General features: G+C 66.6%; 17 protein-coding genes. 7 read left to right on the top strand and 10 right to left on the bottom strand.

Going from position 1 to position 19468, the window contains the following annotated elements; translation table 11 throughout:
• Position 1: 1 nt before the first annotated feature.
• The 3 genes from AC1DEL_RS20725 to AC1DEL_RS20715 are packed head-to-tail and all read right to left on the bottom strand — an operon-like array spanning position 2 to position 2906.
• Positions 2–604, bottom strand: a complete 603-nt coding sequence (locus AC1DEL_RS20725; RefSeq protein ID WP_441592477.1) for a LeuD/DmdB family oxidoreductase small subunit — start codon at positions 602–604, stop codon at positions 2–4.
• Positions 601–1914: a 3-isopropylmalate dehydratase large subunit gene (locus AC1DEL_RS20720; RefSeq protein WP_477125398.1), complete on the bottom strand. Its 1314-nt coding sequence runs from the start codon at positions 1912–1914 to the stop codon at positions 601–603. Before AC1DEL_RS20720 ends, AC1DEL_RS20725 begins: the two co-directional genes overlap by 4 nt.
• 17 nt (positions 1915–1931) lie before the next feature.
• Entirely contained in the window at positions 1932–2906 is a 975-nt protein-coding gene (locus AC1DEL_RS20715) for a Bug family tripartite tricarboxylate transporter substrate binding protein (protein ID WP_477125397.1), read from the bottom strand.
• A 159-nt stretch (positions 2907–3065) separates the two neighbouring features.
• Here AC1DEL_RS20715 and AC1DEL_RS20710 point away from each other — a divergent pair, with 159 nt between their 5' ends.
• The 4 genes from AC1DEL_RS20710 (at position 3066) to AC1DEL_RS20695 (ending at position 8950) form a co-directional block, all read left to right on the top strand.
• Positions 3066–4013 carry a LysR family transcriptional regulator gene (locus AC1DEL_RS20710; RefSeq protein ID WP_092295284.1) on the top strand — a complete coding sequence of 316 codons (948 nt, stop codon included), beginning with the start codon at positions 3066–3068 and terminating at the stop codon, positions 4011–4013.
• A 120-nt stretch (positions 4014–4133) separates the two neighbouring features.
• Positions 4134–6230, top strand: coding sequence for a hydantoinase/oxoprolinase family protein (locus tag AC1DEL_RS20705; protein WP_477125425.1), 2097 nt, complete (start codon positions 4134–4136; stop codon positions 6228–6230).
• Positions 6227–7852 (top strand): hydantoinase B/oxoprolinase family protein, encoded by a 1626-nt coding sequence (locus AC1DEL_RS20700; RefSeq protein WP_092295289.1) that lies wholly within the window; start codon positions 6227–6229, stop codon positions 7850–7852. Before AC1DEL_RS20705 ends, AC1DEL_RS20700 begins: the two co-directional genes overlap by 4 nt.
• Before the next feature lie 105 nt (positions 7853–7957).
• On the top strand, positions 7958–8950 hold the full coding sequence (locus tag AC1DEL_RS20695; protein ID WP_177219932.1) for a Bug family tripartite tricarboxylate transporter substrate binding protein: 993 nt from the start codon (positions 7958–7960) through the stop codon (positions 8948–8950).
• Positions 8951–9001: 51 nt separating this feature from the next.
• On the opposite strand, the gene AC1DEL_RS20690 is transcribed toward AC1DEL_RS20695, so the two are convergent.
• Complete coding sequence (locus AC1DEL_RS20690) at positions 9002–9988, bottom strand: LysR family transcriptional regulator (protein WP_477125396.1); 987 nt, start codon at positions 9986–9988, stop codon at positions 9002–9004.
• Between the two features lie 126 nt (positions 9989–10114).
• Positions 10115–11026 (bottom strand): LysR substrate-binding domain-containing protein, encoded by a 912-nt coding sequence (locus tag AC1DEL_RS20685; protein WP_092295295.1) that lies wholly within the window; start codon positions 11024–11026, stop codon positions 10115–10117.
• Positions 11027–11294: 268 nt separating this feature from the next.
• Between AC1DEL_RS20685 and AC1DEL_RS20680 the strand changes: the two genes are divergently transcribed.
• On the top strand, positions 11295–12245 hold the full coding sequence (locus tag AC1DEL_RS20680) for a ring-cleaving dioxygenase (RefSeq protein WP_092295298.1): 951 nt from the start codon (positions 11295–11297) through the stop codon (positions 12243–12245).
• 26 nt (positions 12246–12271) lie between these two features.
• On the top strand, positions 12272–12898 hold the full coding sequence (wrbA, locus tag AC1DEL_RS20675; RefSeq protein WP_092295301.1) for an NAD(P)H:quinone oxidoreductase: 627 nt from the start codon (positions 12272–12274) through the stop codon (positions 12896–12898).
• Positions 12899–13003: 105 nt separating this feature from the next.
• Here wrbA and AC1DEL_RS20670 read toward each other — a convergent pair whose 3' ends face one another.
• Genes AC1DEL_RS20670 through AC1DEL_RS20655 form a run of 4 tightly spaced genes read right to left on the bottom strand, consistent with a single transcriptional unit; the run spans position 13004 to position 17517 of the window.
• A complete protein-coding gene (locus AC1DEL_RS20670) occupies positions 13004–14050 on the bottom strand; it encodes a glutathione S-transferase family protein (RefSeq protein ID WP_092295303.1) in 1047 nt (348 codons plus the stop codon).
• A gap of 13 nt (positions 14051–14063) precedes the next feature.
• Positions 14064–14948 carry a tryptophan 2,3-dioxygenase gene (locus AC1DEL_RS20665; RefSeq protein ID WP_477125395.1) on the bottom strand — a complete coding sequence of 295 codons (885 nt, stop codon included), beginning with the start codon at positions 14946–14948 and terminating at the stop codon, positions 14064–14066.
• A gap of 23 nt (positions 14949–14971) precedes the next feature.
• Positions 14972–16399, bottom strand: a complete 1428-nt coding sequence (locus AC1DEL_RS20660) for an amidase (RefSeq protein WP_477125394.1) — start codon at positions 16397–16399, stop codon at positions 14972–14974.
• The gene (locus AC1DEL_RS20655) at positions 16399–17517 is read right to left on the bottom strand and encodes an iron-containing alcohol dehydrogenase (protein ID WP_477113228.1); all 1119 of its coding nucleotides are present in this window, start codon (positions 17515–17517) and stop codon (positions 16399–16401) included. Before AC1DEL_RS20655 ends, AC1DEL_RS20660 begins: the two co-directional genes overlap by 1 nt.
• A gap of 428 nt (positions 17518–17945) precedes the next feature.
• Here AC1DEL_RS20655 and AC1DEL_RS20650 point away from each other — a divergent pair, with 428 nt between their 5' ends.
• Positions 17946–18635 (top strand): nitroreductase, encoded by a 690-nt coding sequence (locus AC1DEL_RS20650; RefSeq protein ID WP_369823446.1) that lies wholly within the window; start codon positions 17946–17948, stop codon positions 18633–18635.
• Positions 18636–18646: 11 nt separating this feature from the next.
• Here AC1DEL_RS20650 and AC1DEL_RS20645 read toward each other — a convergent pair whose 3' ends face one another.
• Positions 18647–19468: a sulfite exporter TauE/SafE family protein gene (locus AC1DEL_RS20645; RefSeq protein WP_092296145.1), complete on the bottom strand. Its 822-nt coding sequence runs from the start codon at positions 19466–19468 to the stop codon at positions 18647–18649.

Raw genomic sequence — 19468 nt, 5'->3', positions numbered from 1 at the left:
ATCAGAGCGGTTGTGGGTTGATGGGACCGGGTACGGAACCCGGCCGGGATGGCTTGAGGAACTGGCGGTGCTGCCGCAGGTACGGCACCAGGCCGCCAGCTTCGCGGATGGTCAGGACGACATCGGGCACAGGCTCGCACGCAATCACATGCGCGCCCTCGGCGCCGACGTGCAACGTGGCCTGCGCGCCGGCAAGCCGCAGCGAGAGCGGCGCGCCTTCCGGCACGGCCTCGGTATCGGCGGTATCGGCGGTAATCAGCAGCAGGCCGTTATTCACGGCATTGCGCCAGTACGTGCGGGCAAAACTCTTCGCCACGACCACGCGGATGCCGGCGGCCAGCACCACCGTGACGGCCACCTCCATGGCGGAGCCACAGCCGAAGTTGTGCCCTGCCACGAGGATGTCGCCATCGCGGACGCTTCCCGCGAAGTCGGGGTCGAGGTCTTCCAGCAGGAACTGCCGCAACACGTGCGGATCGACACTGTGCTTCTTGCGGCTGGAGGCAATGATGTAGTCGGTGTTGATATCGTCCCCCAGACGACGGGCGCGGCCTTCGATGACAAGGGAACGGGGACTGGCGACGGCGGGCAACGGCGAATTCATGGCGTGACGACGAGGTCTCGGGGGTCCGCCAGATGGCCACTCGCTGCGGCGGTGGCGCAGGCAAGCGGCGAGGCGAGGAAGATCTGCGCATGGCGATTGCCCATGCGCCCCTTGAAATTGCGGTTGGCGGTCGAGATCACGCGTTGGCCGTCCGCTGGAATGCTGCCGCAGGTGCCGCAGCAGCTGCCGCATCCGGGCGGCTGCAACTCGGCGCCCAGGGCGACGAATTCGGCGAGCATGCCGTTGCGCTCCATCTCGGCCCGCACCGGCTCGGAAGCCGGCGTGACGATCAGCCGCACGCCCGGCGCGACGCCGCCGCGTGCGTGCAGCACGGACAGCGCCTCGCGGTAGTCCTTCACGCGGCCACCGGTACAGGTGCCGAGGTAGACGATGTCGACCTTGGTATCGCCCGCGTCGGCCAGATCGACCACGTTGTCCACGCGGTGCGGCAACGCCACCTGCGGCGCGACCGCCGAGAGGTCGAAGGTCATCGTATCGACATAGCTGGCATCGGCGTCGGCCGAGACCGGCGTGTAGCGGCCCGGGTCGACGGACGCGTTGGCCGACAGCCAGTCCGCCGTGCATGCATCGAACGGAAACAGCCCGGCCTTGGCGCCCATTTCCACCGACATGTTGGCGAGCACGATCCGGTCGTCCATATCGAGCGCCGCCACACCGGGGCCGGCGAATTCGAGTGCCAGATAGTTGGCCCCGCCCACGCCGAGCCGCCGGGCCATGGTCAGGGCGACATCTTTCGCCGAGGCGTAGGCCGGCAGCGTGCCCGTCAGCCAGATGCGCAGCGTGCCGGGGACCTTCAGCCAGAGCTGTCCGCACTGGAAGATGCCGGCGAGATCGGACGAGCCGACACCGGAGCCAAACGCGTTGAGCGCGCCATAGCTGACCGCATGTGAATCGGCACCGACCACGAGCTGGCCCGGCAGCACGCGGCCACGTTCCAGCATCAATTGATGGCCGATGCCCTCGCCTACCTCGAACACGCACAGGCCGTGGGTCTGGGCATAACTGCGCGCCCGGTCCTGCAGCCGCAGCGCCTGCTCGCCCGACGGGGCGCCATAGTGGTCCAGCGCGAACACCAGCCGCTCCGGAAAGGCTGGCGGCGGCAAGTCGCCCTCGGGCTGCATGTCGCGGAAGTAGTCGAGCGCCATCGGGATCGACCCGTCGGTGCCCATCGCGCCATGCGGCACGCAGATCGCCAGGTCGTCGGCATAGACCGCTTCGCCTGCGGCGCGCGACAACAACTTCTCGGCAAGGGTCTGGCCACGCGTGGCGGCCGGCTGGAGAGACGTCATAACGATCAGGGCGTGACTCAGTTGAGCTTGATCTGGGCGGTCTTGATGACCTTGCCCCACTTGTCGTGCTCGGCCTGGATCAGGCGCGCGAAGTCCTCGGGCGAGCCGCCGACCGGTTCCACGCCCAGATTCAGGAGCTTCGCCTTGACGTCATCGGACTTCAGGATCGCATCGATCGCACGGTTGAGCTTCAACACGATGGCGCGCGGCGTGGCGGCTGGCGCCACGACCCCACTCCACGACAGCGATTCGTAGCCCTTGACGCCGGCTTCGTCGAGCGTCGGCACATTGGGCAGGCCGGGAAGGCGCTTGCGGCTGGTCACGGCCAGCGCCTTGAGCTTGCCTTGCTGCACGAAGCCGATGGACGACGGCGCGTTGTCGAACAGCATCGTGACATTGCCGCCCAGCAGGTCGGTCAGCGCCTGCGAGCTACCCTTGTAGGGCACGTGCAGCATGTTCACGCCGGTCATCGACTTGAACAGTTCGCCCGACAGGTGCGTGGAACTGCCGGGGCCGGACGACGCGAAGCTCAGCGCGCCGGGGCGCGTCTTGGCCAGTTGCACGAGGTCCGCCACGTTGGTAGCCGGCATGCCCGGCGACACCACGAGGATGTTGGCATTCTGCGTGGCATAGCTCACAGGCACGAAGTCCTTGGCCACGTTGTAGTTGAGCTTGCCGTACAGGTGGTCGTTGATCGACAGGATGCCGGTGGCCCCCATCAGCAGCGTGTAGCCGTCAGCGGGAGACTTGGCCACCAGTTCGGCGCCAATATTGCCGCTGGCGCCGGCGCGGTTGTCCACCACGAACGGCTGCTTGAACTGCTCCTGCAGCTTCTCGGCGAGAATGCGCGCCACCACGTCGGTGGAGCCACCAGCGGCGAACGGCACGACGATGCGGACCGCCTTGTCGGGATAGGTATCTTCCGGGCCGGCAAAGGCGAAGGTGGGCAAACAGGCAAGCAGGACTGCGGCGCGACCAAACAGGTTCTTCATGGGGGGATCCTGGGCAGAGGGTGTGATTTTTTTCGCTTGGCCACGTATGCAGCCCCGTGGTTGCGAACACAGTCTAGAGACGGCCATTACCGTGGACAATCGACTTTTTTGCGCCCACTATTACCAAATTCTGATAAATCGCCCCTTCGCACCCGCCTGATGCGTCACAACGTCACCCTCAAGCAGTTCCGCTGTTTCCTGGCCGTGGCCGAGACCGGTTCGTTCACCGCCGCGGCGTTGCGGCTCCACATCACCCAGTCCGCGCTGACCGCGACCATCCAGCAACTCGAGGAGGTGCTCGGTCTCCGGCTGTTCGACCGCACCACCCGCCGGGTGACGCTGACCGGGCATGCGGAGCGCTTCCGGCCCGAGGCGGAACGGCTGGTCAACGGTATCGACGGCGCCGTCTCGGACCTCGTGGCGCTGGCCCAGGGCGAGCGCGGGCATATCCGCATCGGCGCTGCATCGTCGGTCATCAGCCAGTTCCTGGTGCCGGCGCTGCCGCGCTTTCGCGACGCGTATCCGGGCATCACGGTCTCGCTGCGCAACCCCGCCGCGCAGCAGACCGAGCGGCTGGTGCTTGAGGGGGAGGTCGACTTCGCCATCGACAGCAAATTTCGGGGCGCGGAAGAACTCGACTACACGCCGCTGGTGAGCGACTGCTATGGCGCGGTCTGCCACCGGGACTCGCCGCTCGCCACCCTCGATCGGCCGATCGATTGGACCGACCTGCCCACGGGCGGCTATGTCGGCTTCAGCGCAGACACCGGCATCGGCCACTTCCTGCGCACGCACGCGGCCCACTGGTCCATGCTGCAAGGCGAACACGATGAGGTAGAAAGCACCACCTACCTCTTCGCCATGCTGGCGCGCGGCAACTACTACTCGGTGCTGCCGGCGCTGGCGTATCAGCGCAACGAGTTTCCGGAACTCGTGTTCCGGGAGCTGCACGGCCCGCGCCTGTCGCGCGAGCTTTGCGTGATGACCCGGCCGCTGCGCTCGCTGGCGCCCAGCGCGCAACGGCTGCTGGCCCTGCTGACCGATACGCTGACCGAGATGCCCATGCCGCCGGGCGTGACGCTGCTGGCCAGACGGCAGCCGGCATAGCGCCCGACGACGATATATCGCCAGCACTGATCAATCGATCTTTATTTTTCATTGGTCATCATCAATCGGTATTCCTATCATCGTCTGACGACTTCATGACGACGGGAGTGCCTTGTGACGATGTGGGCAATTGGGATTGATATTGGCGGCACCTTTACGGATGTCGTCGCACTGGACTACGGGGCGGGCAGGCTCGTCAGCCTGAAGGTCCTCACCACCCACGGCGACCCGGCGCAGGGCGTGGCCGATGGCGTCAGCCGGCTGATGCACACCCACCACATCGACCCGCAGCGGGTCACGCGCGTGGTCCATGCCACCACGCTGTTCACCAACGCGCTGATTGAACGCCGCGGCAGCACCACCGGCCTGCTGACGACCCGGGGCTTCCGGGACGTGCTGGAGATTGGCCACGAGCGCAAGTACGACCTGTATGACCTGACGATCGAGCCAGCGCCGGCGCTGGTGCCGCGCCGGCTGCGCGCCGAGATTGGCGGGCGCATGGATGCGCAAGGCCATGAGATCGAGGCGCCGGACGCCCAGGAAGTGCGCGCGGTGGTGGGGCAGTTGGTGGAGCAAGGCGTCGATTCGCTCGCCGTGTGCCTGCTGCACGCCTACGGCGCGCCGGCGCACGAGCGGCTGGTGCGCGACTGGATCGAGCGCGATTTCCCCACCCTGCACGTCACGCTGTCATCGGATGTCGCGCCCGTCATCCGCGAATTCGAGCGCAATTCCACCACCGTCGCCAATGCCTATATCAAGCCGCTGGCGACGCGCTACCTGGACGCACTCGAAGGTCGCCTGCAAGCGCTCGGCCTGCACGCCGGCGTGCTGATGATGCTGTCCAACGGCGGTCTGGCCCATATCGGCGAGGCCAAGCGCAATCCGATCGAGCTGCTCGAGTCCGGCCCCGCGGCCGGCGCGATCTCGGCGGCCCACTACAGCCAGCGCGATGCGCAGCCAGACCTGCTGGCCTTCGACATGGGCGGCACCACGGCCAAGCTGTGTTTGGTGGAGGATGGCAAGCCGGCCATCACGTTCGGCTTCGAGGCGGCACGGCGCAAGCGTTTTGCCGAAGGCAGCGGCCTACCGATCCGCATTACCACCATCGACCTGATCGAGATCGGCGCCGGCGGCGGCAGCATCGCCCATCAGGACGCCCTGGGCCTCCTCAAGGTGGGGCCGCAGAGCGCCGGCTCCGAGCCGGGTCCAGCCTGCTATGGGCTGGGCGGCACTGATCCGACCGTGACGGATGCGAATCTCGTGCTCGGCTACCTCAATCCCGATTACTTCGCCGGCGGCACGATGGCCATCAGCGTGGCGCGCGCCGCCGAGGCGCTTGGCCGCGCGGGCGAGCGGCTGGCGCGTGACGTGACCGGCGTGGCCTGGGGCATCCATGACATCGTCGCCGAGAACATGGCGGGCGCCGCACGCGTGCACGTGGCCGAGCGTGGGCGCGATCCGCGCGGCTTCGTGCTGCTGTGCACCGGTGGCGGGGGGCCATTGCATGCGTATTACGTTGCCCAGAAGATTGGTGTGCGGACGATTTTGTGTCCGCCCGCCGCAGGCGTGGCGTCTGCATACGGCCTGCTGGTGTCACCGGCACGCGCCGACCGCTCGCGCACGGTGAGCGTGCGGCCCGCCACGGATTCGCTGGAGCGGCTGGAAACCGCCTTTGCCGAACTGGAATCGCAATCGCGCGAAGCGCTGGCGCCGCTGGACGAGAGCTTCGGCCCGATACGGCTGACGCGCCATGCCGACGGGCGCTTCGCCGGACAGGGCTTCAACCTGTCGGTGCGCCTGCCCGATGGCCCCTACACCGGCAAACAGCCGGCGGAGATCGTGCGCGCCGCCTTGATCGCCGCGTTCGAATCCGGCTATCGCGAGAAATTTGGCCGTACCCCGCCCGATGTGCCCGTCGAACTGGTGACGTTGCGCGTGACGGGCGAGGCGCCGCCGCGACAGGCCTTCGTGGCCGAAACGCTGCCTGAAGGCGTGGCCGTCGCGCCCGGCAGCCGACGCAAGGTCTATTTCAGGGAGGCCGATGGCTACCTGGACACCCCGGTCTTCGACCGCGCCGCGCTGCCAGCGGGATTCCGCGCGCAGGGGCCGCTGCTGATCGAGGATGCCGGTTCCACGCTGGTCGTGGGACCGAAGGGCCGCGTCTCGCAAGGGGCAAGCGGCAATCTCGTCATCGAACTGGAGGAGCACGCAGCATGACCCGCCAACCCATGCCCGGCGCGGCTTCCGCCGCCGACCCCATCTTCCTGGAAGTGTTCTGGACGCGCGTGCGCGCCGTGGTGAACGAGGCCGCCAAGCTTATCGTGCGCACGTCCTTCTCCACCCTCTCCACCGAGGCCAACGACTTCGCGGTGGTCGTCACCGATTCGGCGGGTCGCGCGTTGGCGGAGAACAGCGGCAGCATTCCCTCCTTCATCGGCACCCTGCCACGCACCGTGCGCGCCGCCATCGCGCAGATCGGTGCGGACAATATGCGGCCGGGGGACATCTTCATCACCAATAACCCGTGGATCGGCACGGGGCACCTTAACGACGTGTGCCTGGTCAAGCCGATATTCCACGGCAATCGCCTGGTGGGCTTCGCCGCGACGGCGGGCCACGTGCCCGACATCGGCGGCAAGATCCGTTCGGTGGATGCGCGCGAGCTGTTCGAGGAAGGGTTCCACATCCCGATGATGCCGCTCATGCGCGAGGGGCACGTGGACGACACGCTGCTGCAACTGATTCGCACCAATGTGCGCACGCCGGAGCAGACCGTGGGCGATATCTGGTCGCAGGTCGGCGCGGTGGAACTGATCGCGGCGCGGCTCCATGACATCCTGACCGAGTACGCCTTGCCCGGCATCGACGATCTGGCGCAGGCGCTGTTCGACCGCAGCGAGGCCGCCATGCGCCACGCCATTGCGCAGCTGCCGGAGGGCGAATATCGCTACACGATGCAAACCGACGGCTTTGGCGAGCGCTTCACCTATGCCGTGACGGCGCGCATCGGCAACGGCGAGATCGAGTGCGATTTCGCGGGCACGTCTCCGCAGCAGCCGCGCGGCATCAACTGCGTGCTGGCCTATACGAGCGCGATGACGGCCTATGCGATCAAGTGCCTGCTACTGCCCGACCTGCCGAACAACGACGGGCTGTTCCGTCCGATCCGCGCCGTGGCGCCGGAAGGCTCGCTGCTCAATCCGCGCTCGCCCGCGCCGGTGGGGGGCCGCGCCTGCACCGGCCACTACGTGCCCACCGTCATCTTCGGCGCCATGCAGCAGGTGCTGCCCGAGCGCGTGATGGCCGGCGCCGGCTCGCCGCTGTGGATCGCCAACCTCAGCGGCACCCGCGAGGATGGCCGCCCCTTCGCCACGGTGCTCTTCTATAACGGCGGTCTGGGCGCCACGGCCGGGAAGGACGGCGCATCCGTCATGTCCTGGCCGAGCAATATTTCGCCGACGCCGGTGGAAGTGGCGGAACGCGACGCGCCGCTGTTCTTCCGCTACAAGGCACTGCGCCCGGGCACCGGCGGTGCCGGCCGGCAGCGGGGCGGGCTTGGCGAGGAGGTGTGCTTCGTCAGCCGTCATCCCACGCCCCTGTCGATTGTCTTCCTGACGGAACGGCTGATCGTGCCGGCGCCGGGTTTTGCCGGCGGCGAGGCCGGCGCCTGCGGGGAAGTGCTGATCAACGGGCAAGCGGTGGATGCACGTCAGCCGCAGACGCTGCAGCCCGGCGACGAAGTGATCCTGCGTACCCCGGGCGGCGGCGGCTTCGGCCCGGCCACCGAACGGGACTTCGAGCGCATCGCGTACGATCGGGAACAGGGCTACGCCACCTGAATCGGCACGCATCATGCATGCGGAGGAGACAAGAGCCGGCACCTGAGGGTGCCTTTACCACACAACATCCGGGCGGACCCACGCCGCACCGGTGGAGAGGTAGTCATGCATTGCATCTTCAAGACGCTGTCCCTGCCCGTCGCGCTGTGGTTGCTGGCGCCCCTTGCCCACGCGGCCGATGCCACGCCGGCAGAGGTTGCCGCGTATCCCAACAAGCCAGTACGCATCATCGTGCCGTATCCAGCCGGTGGCTCCACCGACGTGCTCGCGCGCGTGCTCGGCCAGAAGATCGGCGAGGAAATGGGCCAGCCAGTGGTGGTGGAGAATCGCCCCGGCGCCAGCGGCAATATCGGCGCGAGCTATGTCGCCAAGTCGCCGGCGGATGGCTACACGCTGTTCCTCGGCACCTCCACTGCGCTAGCGGCCAACCCCGGCCTGTACAAGACGCTCCCTTACGATCCGCAGAAGGATTTCGCGCCGATCATCCTGGCCACGACGCTCGCCAGCCTGGTCGTCGTCAATCCATCGGTGCCGGTGAAGACCATGCAGGAGCTGAGCGCCTACCTGAAGGCGCATCCCGGCACGAGCTACGCGTCATCCGGCAACGGCACGCCGGCCCACCTCGGTGGCGAGCTATACAAGAAGATGGCGGGCGTGCAGATGAATCATGTGCCCTACAAGGGTGGAGCGCCGGCGCTGACGGATCTCATCGGCGGGCAGACCTCGTTGATGTTCGCGATCCTGCCCGAGGCGATGCCGTTCGTAAAGGAAGGCAAGCTGCGCGCGCTGGCCGTGACCACGGCCAAGCCCACCCCCAACGCCCCGCAGATGCCGACGGTGGCCGAAGCCGGCGTGCCGGGCTATGAGCTGGTCGGCTGGTATGCCTTCCTGGCGCCGCGCGCCACGCCGCAGCCCATCGTTTCCAAGTTGAACAAGGCGTTCGACGAGGCGCTGCAGGACAAGGCGGTGCGCGAGCGGCTCACCAGTCTCGGCTTCGACGTTGCCGGCGGCCCGCCGGAGCGCCTGGCCAGCACGATTCGCAGCGAGACGAAGAAGTGGAAGCAGGTCATCGACGAGGCGCACATCAACCTCGACTGACGATTGCAACGCCGGAAGGGCTGGGGCGGCGCGGGCGCGGGGCCGGCCGCTTCAGCCCGCTTTCCGGTGCGTGGTGCGGCGCGTGGCGCGACGCGGGGCGGCTTCCTCGCCGATGATCGACACGCCATCGGGCAGCGCCCGCGCACGGATGGTGTCCATGATGATGTCGAGCATGCGTTGCGAACTCGGCGACAACGAGCGCAGCCGCCGCGTGATCAGGCAGATCTCGCGTGACAGCACCGGCGCGGCCAGCTCACGGTAGGCCAGGTCGGTGAAGCCCGCCGCCTTGGCCGCCAGGGCCGGGATGATCGAGAATCGCCCGCCTTCGTTGAGCACCGCGAACAGCGACGTCGTGCTCGAAATCTCGTCATGTTCCCCGCCGAACACCGGCCAGTGGCCCGCGTTCTCGTGCAGGAAGGTGCCGATGCCCGTGTCGGCCGTGAAGGCGACGAAATCCTCTGGCGCAAGGTCCGCCCAGCGCAACGGACCGGCGCGCTTGGCTAGCGGATAGTCCGCGCGGCAGACCACGCCGTAGCGGTCTTCCAGCAGCGGCACGTAGGAGAGTTCGTCGATGCCCTTGTGGCGGCTGGTAATGGCGAAGTCGAGTTCCCCATCCATCACCATCTGTTCGACCTGCTCCGCGCCGGCATCGCGCAGCGTGAACGTCACGCCCGGATACTGCTGGCGAAACTTGCCCACGGCCGTGACCAGGAACTGATAGATCACCGACGCCGCCGCCGCGATGCGGATATGCCCTTTCTGGCTGTCCGCGAACGATTGCAGGTCGGAGATGGCGCTGTCGAAATCCCGCAGGATCCTGTCGGCCTCGGCCTTGAAGCGGACCGCCTCCTGCGTCATGATCACGCGCCGCGTGTTGCGGTCGAACAGTTTGAGCCCGACCGATTCCTCGAACTGCTGGATGGTCGCCGTCAGCGCCGACTGCGTAACAAACAGGCGCGCCGCCGCCGTGGTGAACGATCCGGCGTTGGCCACCTCGACAAACGAGCGTAGGTGACGCAGGGAGATATTGCGGTTCATGGCGCGCGCTGTGCGGCGTGGGGAGGGATGCCTGCAGCATATATTCGAAGCCGTGAATGATCAACGACGACTCATCGCGCGTAGCGAAAAGCCGTGCGCTGCTCACCCAACGCCAGCCCCGCGTCACTAGCCGCGGTCGAAGGCGGTCACCTTGGGTAGCACCTCCGCCAGGTAGTCCACCATCGTGCGCACCGCCGGCAGCAGGCCGATACGGTAGGGAATCAGGGCGGTGATACGCGCGTCAGCGGCGATCCATTGCGGCAAGATCTGCCGCAACGCGCCGGCCTTCAGCTCCGTCTGGCAGATGTACCCTGGCAACGCCGCGATGCCGATGTTTGCGCAGGCGGCTTCCTTCAGTGAAATCAGGCTGTTGCTCTGGAACCTCGGATCGATCGGCACCGTAACGGTGCGTTTGTCGGGGCCCTGCAAATGCCATTGCAGCGGTCCCTTGCTGACCATGCCGATGAGCGAATGGGTCATCAGGTCTTCCGGCTCCGCCGGCACGGACATTCGCTCAAGGTATTCCGGACCCGCGAACAGGTACCAGGGCGCCTTGGCCAGCGGATGCTGGATCAGGTTGGAGTCCTGCAACTGCCCGGTATGCCCCCGGATCGCCAGGTCGAAGCCCTCCCCCACGATATCCACCAGCCTGTCCGTGGCGGTCTCGACGATCTTGACCTTGGGATTCTCTGACAGGAAGGTAGGCAGCACGTGCCGCAGCGCAAACTGCGCGATCTCGGCGGCGGTGGTCACGCGGATCACGCCGCTGGGTTCGGCCAGCCGCTGGCGCATCGCCTCCTCGGCCACCTCCGCGCTGCGCAGCAGGTTCATCGCGTACTGGTAGAACTCCTGGCCCACCTCGGTCATGGCGAACTGCCGCGAGGTGCGATTGATGAGCCGCACGCCCAGCGACGCTTCCAGCTCCTTGACCCGATGGCTCAGCGTCGACTTCGGCAGGCGCAGCACCTCGCCGGCCGAGGTGAAGCCACCGCGGTCAACGACCTGCACGAAGAAATAGACGTCCTTCAGATCGAGCATTGGATGGGGGCGCGCAGTCCGCTGTCGCGATGGCAACGGCTGTCATATCGGTATGGTATCGAGGTCCGATCATACTGCACCGCGCGCGCCCAGTGGCATCCGGGCAAACCTTGGTACTTCCTGCCCCCGCCGTACGACCATCGTTCGGTTTTGCCGAACCTTGCGTACACGATCTGACCGCTGCCCAATCGATATTGAACGCTTAAGCTGTTGCACATGAGCGGCTCCGCGCTGTCTCGTGACCGTCAATACTCAAGTGGAGAGGACAATGTCGATGATCAAGGGATTTCATCATCTGACCGCCGGCGTAAGACACGCGCAGGAGGATGTGGATTTTTACGTCAAGCTGCTGGGGCAAAGCCTCGTCAAGAAGACCGTTCTTCTCGACGGCGAGGACCCGATCTATCACCTCTACTACGGCAATGCCAACGGCGACCCGGGCACGCTGGTGACCTCGTTCCCGTTCCGGCAGAAAGGGGTTGCGGCGCGCCCCGGCTCGGGCCAGGTCCGGGTCATCAACTATTCGGTGCCCACCGGCTCGCTCGACTTCTGGCGCGCCCGCTTCGACGCGATGGGCATTGCCTACGACAGCGCCATCACCGCGCGCTTCGACGAGCGGCGCCAGCGTTTTCATCACCCCTGCGGCATCGAGTTCGATCTGGTCGAGACGGATCTGGACAAGCGCCCGGCCTGCGTGGCCAGCGACATTCCCGAAGCATTCGCGATCCGCGGCGTGCACAGCATCACGCTGTCGCTGCGCGAGGTGGCCGAATCGATCCGCTTCATGAGCGAGGCGATCGGTTTCCGCCAGGTCGGCCAGACCGGGCCGTACTATCGCTTCGAGACGCACACCGGCGGCCCCGGCATGGTTGTCGAATTCCTGCATGAGCCGGATCGTCACCAGGGCTCCTCGGTCTATGGCGAAGGCACGATCCACCATGTGGCGTTCGCCGTCGACACCATGGACCAGCAGATGGCCCTCAAGGAAAAGTTTATGGCGCTGGGCTACATCGACACCTCGGAGTCGGTGAACCGCAACTACTTCCGCTCGATGTATTTCAAGATGCCGGGCGGTGTGATGTTCGAGGCGGCCACGACCGATATCGGCTTCGCCATCGACGAAGAACCCGGCCACTTCGGCGAGGAATTCCAGTTGCCGCCCTGGCTGGCCGACCGCAAGGACGAGTTGCTCGGGCGACTCGAACCCATTTCCGTTTGACCGACTTCACCCTGTCTGGACCTGACATGCAGAAACCCAAAGTACTGATCGCCTTCTATTCCCGCAACAGCTCGACCGAACTGCTGGCCAAGGCCGTGGCAGCCGGCGCCATCGAGGCCGGCGCGGAAGTCCGCCTGCGCCGCGCGCGCGAGGTGGTCGGCCCCGACGTCATGCGCCAGGCGCCGGGCTGGCTCGAGAACGCCACCGCCATGAACGACCGCTACGAAGCGCCGACCGAGGCCGACGCCGAGTGGGCCGATGCCATCGTCTTCGGCACGCCGACGCGCTTCGGCTCGATCTCGACGGAACTCAAGGCCTATATCGACGGCCTCGGCGGCCTGTGGTTCCAGGGCAAGCTCAACGGCAAGGTCGGCTCGGTGTTCGGCTCGACCTCGTCGCGCCACGGCGGCAATGAATCGACGCTGCTGTCGATCTACACGCCGATGGCCCACCTGGGCCTGATCATCGTGCCGCTGGGCTACGCCGACGCCGTGATGTTCAAGGCCGGCACGCCCTACGGTGCGACCCATGTCTCACACCTCGACGCCGACAAGCCCGACGAGGACCACCTGGCCGTGGCCCGCTTCCAGGGCCGCCGCGTGACCGCCGTGGCACGTTCGCTGCATTGCGAGCAGGAACCCGTGGCCGCTTGAGGTCGTTCCAGGTCGCTTGAGGTAAGAGAAAGGGCGGGGACTTATGGTCCCCGCCCTTCTTTATGCCCCCTCCGTCTGGTTCCTGTTACTGCTTCTACCCCAAACCTAAGCCGCCACGGCCTCGCCGCAGCACGCCACCGTTTCCATGTACCGCGAAGGCGGCATCGCGCCGAGCGTGGCCTGGATCGCCTCCTTGCAGAGCGACGGGCGCCTGGCGAGCAGCTCCACGTAACGCGTGACGTTCGGCAGTTCCTCCCACAGCGACGCCAGCCCGAGGTAGGCCATCCGCACCAGGTTCACGCCCCACAGCACATCGCCCAGCGTGAACGGGCCGCCCTTGAGATAGGTTTCCGACGACGAGGACAGCGTGTTTTCGAGATCCTTCAACAGGCTGGCCACGTGCTGGCGCGCGGCCCGCTGGAACGCCGCGTCGTGGCGGACGGACTTGCCACCGCGCTCCTTGGCGATCTTGGCGCGATAGGCGGCCACCAGCACCGCATCGTCCGCATTGGCGGCGATCATCGCCTCGAGCGCCATGATCTTGTAGTCGTAGACCCGTTCCATGCCAGCCTTGAGCACATCGGGCCGCGCATCCGCATCGGGATGAAAGCCATAGAGCAGCGTGCCGTTCGGGATCCTGTCGACGATATCGACCTGCCGCATCACCGCCGCGCGCGCGACCGCGTCCTCTGGCACCAGTTGCACCGGGTCATGGGACACCGCGTCCAGGTAGCAGCAGATCCGCTTCGAATCGGCGATGACCCGGCCGGCCTCGTAGTCCACCAGCAGCGGCACCACGCACGGATCGAAGCCTTCGGTCTCGACCGAGGTGCGCCCGCTGTAGCCGCTGACGAATGCCCTGTCCACCTCTCGCCCGGCGATCAGGCGCAGCCGGACATAGGGCGGATGGTAGTGCTCGGCGGCGACGACACCCGCCGGCCCCATCGAACCGAGGATCATCATGTCGTTCGAGCGGTACGACAGGCGCTTCTCGGCCAAGACCGTACGCACCTTCTGCGAGCAGAGCGAACTCGCCGCATGAAAGAGCTCGAAACGCGGCGCGGCGTCGTCCCCGACGATGGTGATCCGCGCGGGGTCGGCCATGGCGGCACGGGCATCGGCCGCCAGACTCTTCAATCTCGTATGGTCCATGGCTGTGTTCTCCTTACTTGTGCATGTGCGGGCATGCCGCCGGCGGGTCGCCGATGAAACCGCGCGCCGACCAGAGTTCCGGGAACGGGATCTCCGCCATGGACGGCAGCAGCCAGGCAACGCCCTCCGTGCCGAAGTAGGCCGGGCGGGCGCCGAACGTGCGGCGCGTGGCCATCAGGTGCAGGTGCTTCCAGGCGGAGAAGCCCTCGGCGACATCGGCCAAGGTCTCGCCAAGACGCTGGAGTTCGACATGCTGGTTCGGGTTGGCATACATAACGCGCCAGGCTTTCTCGACATCCTTGCTGGGTGCATAGGCCTGGCTGAAGTCGCGCTTGAGTACCGTGGCCGGCACCGCGAAGCCGTGGCGGTCCAGGTAGCCGAGCACGTCGTCGTAGACGCTCGGCTGGTGCAGCGTCGTGTTGAGCTGGTCCCAGCGCGCGGGTTGCGGTTCGAAATGCTGCAGGTGCTCCGCCTGCTTGATGCCGAGCAGGTAGACCATCTGCCGGTAGGTCCAGCCCTGGAGCGCGGTGTCCTTGCCGAACGTCGCTACCGCGCGGGACAGGATAGCCAGCAGGTCGTTGGGCGTCATCCACGCCAGCGAGCGCCACGTCGCGTTAAGCGGCTCATGATGGGCGACCACGCGTTGCAGGGTCTTGATGGCCTGCGTCAGGTCATTGGCGCGCAACTGCGCCTGGGCGATCCGCAGCTCCTTGATGATCAGCATCCAGTACAACTCGGACACCTGCACCGACGTGATCCACGCATGCTCGCCCGGATGATCGCTGACCGGGTGTTGCAGCGAGTGCAGCACGTCGGTGCGCATCCACGCGCTGTAGGGCGTTTGCCCGGGGGAAGCGCTGGCCGGGGCGGCGCGCTCTGGCTTGACGGTTTCGTCCATCGTCGTCTCCTGGTTGTGGGGGGTCAAATCTCGTGGGCCGTGCCTGCCCGCAGCAGCAACTCCATCTGCTGCGCGATCTGGAGCAGCGCGCCGTCGTCGCCCGGCTTGGCCACGACCTGCAACGCCGCGGGAAGGCCGCAGTCGCCGGTGGGCAATGGAATCGAGATGGCGGGAAACCCGGCGATGTTGAATGGCGCGGTGTAAGTCATCAGCGCCTCGCGGACCGTGCCCGACCACGCGCCGATCTCGACGTTTGCAGCGCCAAGATGGGGGGCGACGCACGGGCAGGTCGGCAGCACGAGGTAGTCGACCGTCGACATTGCCTCGTGCAGCCTGGCCGTGAACTGGCGCCGCGTCTGCTGGGCCGCCGCATAGCCGCGCAGGTCCATCGTCTCCGCACGCCGCAATCGGTCGACGGTTTCCGGGTTGTAGTGCGTGGCGATGCGGTCCCAATCGTTGCGCCGGAAGTGCTCGATGCCGCCTTCGATCAGCACGATGGTCGCGAAGGCATCGAATACGGCATCGAACAGGCCGGACGTGTCGACGTCCACGCAGGCGAAGACCTGCCCCAGTCGACCGATCGCCCCCTTGAATGCCGTGGCGACTACCGGGCTCGTCGGCACCGGCGCGATCTCCGGGATCACGCCGAGGCGCGCGGACAGCCACGCATCGCTTTCGGGTACCTCGATATGAAGGGCATCGGCCAGCAACAGCACATCGTCGACCTGCGCCCCGAGCAGGCCGACGTGGTCGCACGTGGGTGCCAGCGGAAACACGCCGCGCGTGGAGAACGTATCGAACGTCGGCTTGTATCCGACCACGCCGCACAGCGCGGCGGGAATGCGCACCGAGCCACCCGTATCGGTGCCCACGCCGGCCATGACGGCCCCATCGGCAATTGCCGCCGCCGCGCCGCCGCTGGAACCGCCCGGGATGCGCGTGCGGTCGAGCGGGTTCAGCGTATCGCCAAACTTTGTACTGGCGGTGGTCACGCCCCACGCGAACTCATGCGTCGTGGTCTTGCCGATGAGGATCGCGCCGCGCTCCGTCAGCGCTTTCACGATGTCGGCATCGGCGGCGGGCAGGTGCCCGAGGTAGGCCGCCGAGCCGTAGCGGGTCTCCAAGCCTTTGGTGTCGATGAGGTCCTTGATCGCGATGGGCAACCCTTCCAGCGGACGCTGCCGATTGTCGGCGTAACGGCGGTCACTCTCTGCCGCCGCCTTGAGCGCGCGGTCCCAGTCGATGGTCGAGAAGGCGTTGATGGATCGCTGGCTCGCTTCCGCCGCGTGGAGCGCCTGCTCCGCCAGCGCGGTTGCGGATATCTGCCGCGTCGCCAGGGCATCGAGCGTCTTGCGCAGGCCGGCCGGTTGCGTGGCCGCGCGGGCCGACTGCAGCAGATCACGGTGGTGATGGTCGGGATGGAGATCAGGATGGACGTCGAGATGGGTCATCACCACATGCTCTCCAGCAGTGCGTCGAGCTTCTGGCCGGCGTGGTCGCCCAGGTCACCGACCTCGGCGGGATAGTTCTGCTTCAGGAGCGCCGCCACCTCGGGCAGCTTCGCGCGGTCGAAATCGAACGCGGCGAGCCGGCTGGGCAGTTGCAGCGCGTCCACGACATCCGCAATGCGGTTGGCCAGTGCCGTGGCAGCGGTGACGTCCCCCTTGCCGGAAGCGAAGATGCCGAACTTGTCGCCATAGGCTTCGGCGCAGGCGCGAATGACGGGCGCCAGCGTGATGCACGAGGTCATGCTGTGCGGCAGCCCGAACGTGCCGCCGAGGATGTGCCCGATGCGATGGCTCAGTCCGTAGATGACCGATGCGGGATAGAAGTAGCACTGCCAGGCGCCAAGCTGGAGTTGCAGCAGGTCTTCGGTCGAGACCAGCCCGCGCGCGATGGCTTCCCGTGTCTCAAGCTGCTGCGGCCACTTCTCCAACACGGCGAGGAAACGCTCGACGCCCCGCGCGGCCAGGATCGCGTGCGGATGATCCACGTCCACCTTGCGCATCCCTTCCACCGCGTGGTCGATGCCCTTGATGGCCGAGCTCAGCAACAGCGCGCGCGGGGTATCGATGACCAGCCGGGGGTCGATGGCAACGATCTTGGGCGCCGTTTCGCGCACGGCGTAGCTGCGCTTGAATTTCTGCGGACCGTCCGTCTCCGTCACACCGAAGTAGTGGGAGAACTCGGAACCGGACAAGGTCGTCGGGAAGGCCGCGATGGGCAGGTAGCGCCCGGTCTGCTTGAAGTGCGCGTAGGAGACCGCCTTCGCTGCGTCGAGCACCGAGCCCCCGCCCAGCGCGACAATCGACTGCGCGTCACGCGTGAGGCACGCTTGCAGGCCGTCGCGCACGGCGAAGTCCGGCACATGCGGTGGCAGGTCGATAAAGGCCCCCACGCCATCCCGGATGCCGGGCTGCAGGACGTTACGATGCAAGGATTCGAGGAACCCGACCGTGAACGTGATCGGGCGGCGGATGCCGCGGTCTCCCAGCGACGCGGCAACGTCCTCCAGGATGTCGTGTCCCCAGACAATTTCTTCTTGCGGCAGGCATTTCAACTGGTTCATCCACTCACTCCAACGTGTGTCGCATGCAATCGATGCATCGATCCCGAGTGAGAAGATAGGCGATCCGGATTCAGCCGTGCGCGCGGCTTTCAGGAACATTGCGTCCATGAATATGGACGCCGGAATGCGTGCCTTGGCGCGCGCCTGCCAACGGTGCATCGCGGCCACGCAGCGGTGCAAGCGGCACGTTTTTCACCTCCGCTCACACAGGTAAACCCTCGGACTTCGGCACCGTCTTCACGCATGACGCGCCGGTGCGGTGCATCGTTCATCGTTCTCGGACGAAGCATGCAAGCATCGCCATCTTTTCACCGTCCACCACGCGGCTATGATTTTTTCACCACGACCCCACCACGGAGAAAAGAGCGATGGAAATGGAATTGGAGGCTGAGATGGAGACGGCGATGAACATGGCGATGGACACGGAGATGAGCACGGCGGCCACGCGGTTCACCGAGACACTGATTCGCGGGCGCCGCAGCAAGCGCGCGTTCCTGGACCGGCCGGTGCCGCTGCGGGCGGTCAGGGACATCCTGTCGGTGGCGAAGTACGCGCCGAGTTCAAGCAACACCCAGCCCTGGAAATGCTATGTGCTGACCGGCAGCGCACGCGAGCGAATCACCGATGCCGCGGTCGACGCCTACCGCGCCGGGCCCGACACGCTGGCCCACGAGTATCCGTTCTTCCCCAAGGATCTGCCGGCGCCGTATTCGTCACGCTTCAACATGTTCCGCGGCATGCTCGGTGACGCGCAGGGTGTAGCCAGGAGCGATATCGTCGGGCGGCGGCGCGACGTGGAACGCCAGTTCCGCTTCTTCGACGCGCCGGTCGGCCTGATCTTCACGATGGACCGCTGCCTGGAGTGGGCCAGCTTCCTCTGCTACGGCTGCTTCCTGCAGAACGTCATGCTGGCTGCGCGCGCGGAAGGACTGGATACCTGCCCGCAGCAAATCTGGTCGCTGCAGTCCGATGTGCTCCGCAAGGGCCTCGGCATTCCCGACTGCGAGATGGTGGTGGCCGGCATGTCACTGGGTTATGCGGACAACAGCGTGCCCGAGAACAACATGGCGATTCAGCGGCTGGAACTCGACGCTTTCGTCTCTTTCATCGACAACTGAGGCCCGGCGAGTCACGCCAGGCTGCCGCCCGCTACCATCATCACCAGCACCAGGGCGAGCAGCGCGACATACGTGACAGCGTGGACGCGGTCCGGGATGCGGCCGATCCAGCGTGCCGCCAGCCGGATCCCCACCCAGGAGCCGGCCGCCAGCACGACAAAGGCCAGCAGGTCGACATAGCCGGCGTGACCGGGCCCGAAGGTCGCGCCGTGCTGCCAGGCCAGCGCGACGTAGGTGACGGTGGCCGCAATCGCCATCGGCAATGACAGCGGATTGGCCATCGCCGTCGCCTGCGTCATGGTGGCCCCGCGCCGGCGCATCAGCGGCACGGTCATCACGCTGCCGCCGACGCCCAAGAAAGCGGCAATCGCCCCGATGCCGATGCCGATGGCGGCCGTCGCGCCTGCGGTCATCGGCCGCGCGGTGCCCGGGCCGGCATGCATGAATCCGGGGCGCAGCGTGCTGTCCACGATGGTCACGGCCAGATAGGCGACGAACGCCCACCGCACCCAGTCGCCATTGAGCCAGCTCGCGGCGGCGGCGCCAACGACCGCACCGACGGCGATATAGGCACCCATCGCCCGGATGCGCGGCCAGTCGACATTGCCGGCGCGATGGTGGCGCCACGTCGCCATGGAAGCGCCAAAGATCATCACGCACGACGAGGTGGCCACGGCGATCTGCATGGCCGCCTGCGCCACGGCGCTGCCGGCGGCGTGCGTCATCGTCAGCATCGTATAAAGCAGCGGCACCACGACAAAACCGCCGCCAAACCCGAACAGCACCGTCGTCACGCCGGCCAGGCCGCCGCAGAGCATGAGTACCGCGTACAT

The sequence above is a fragment of the Cupriavidus sp. 10L43_2 genome, from assembly GCF_056395265.1.
Note: the sequence above shows the minus strand (reverse complement) of the source record. Positions and strands in the feature narration are given on the sequence as shown.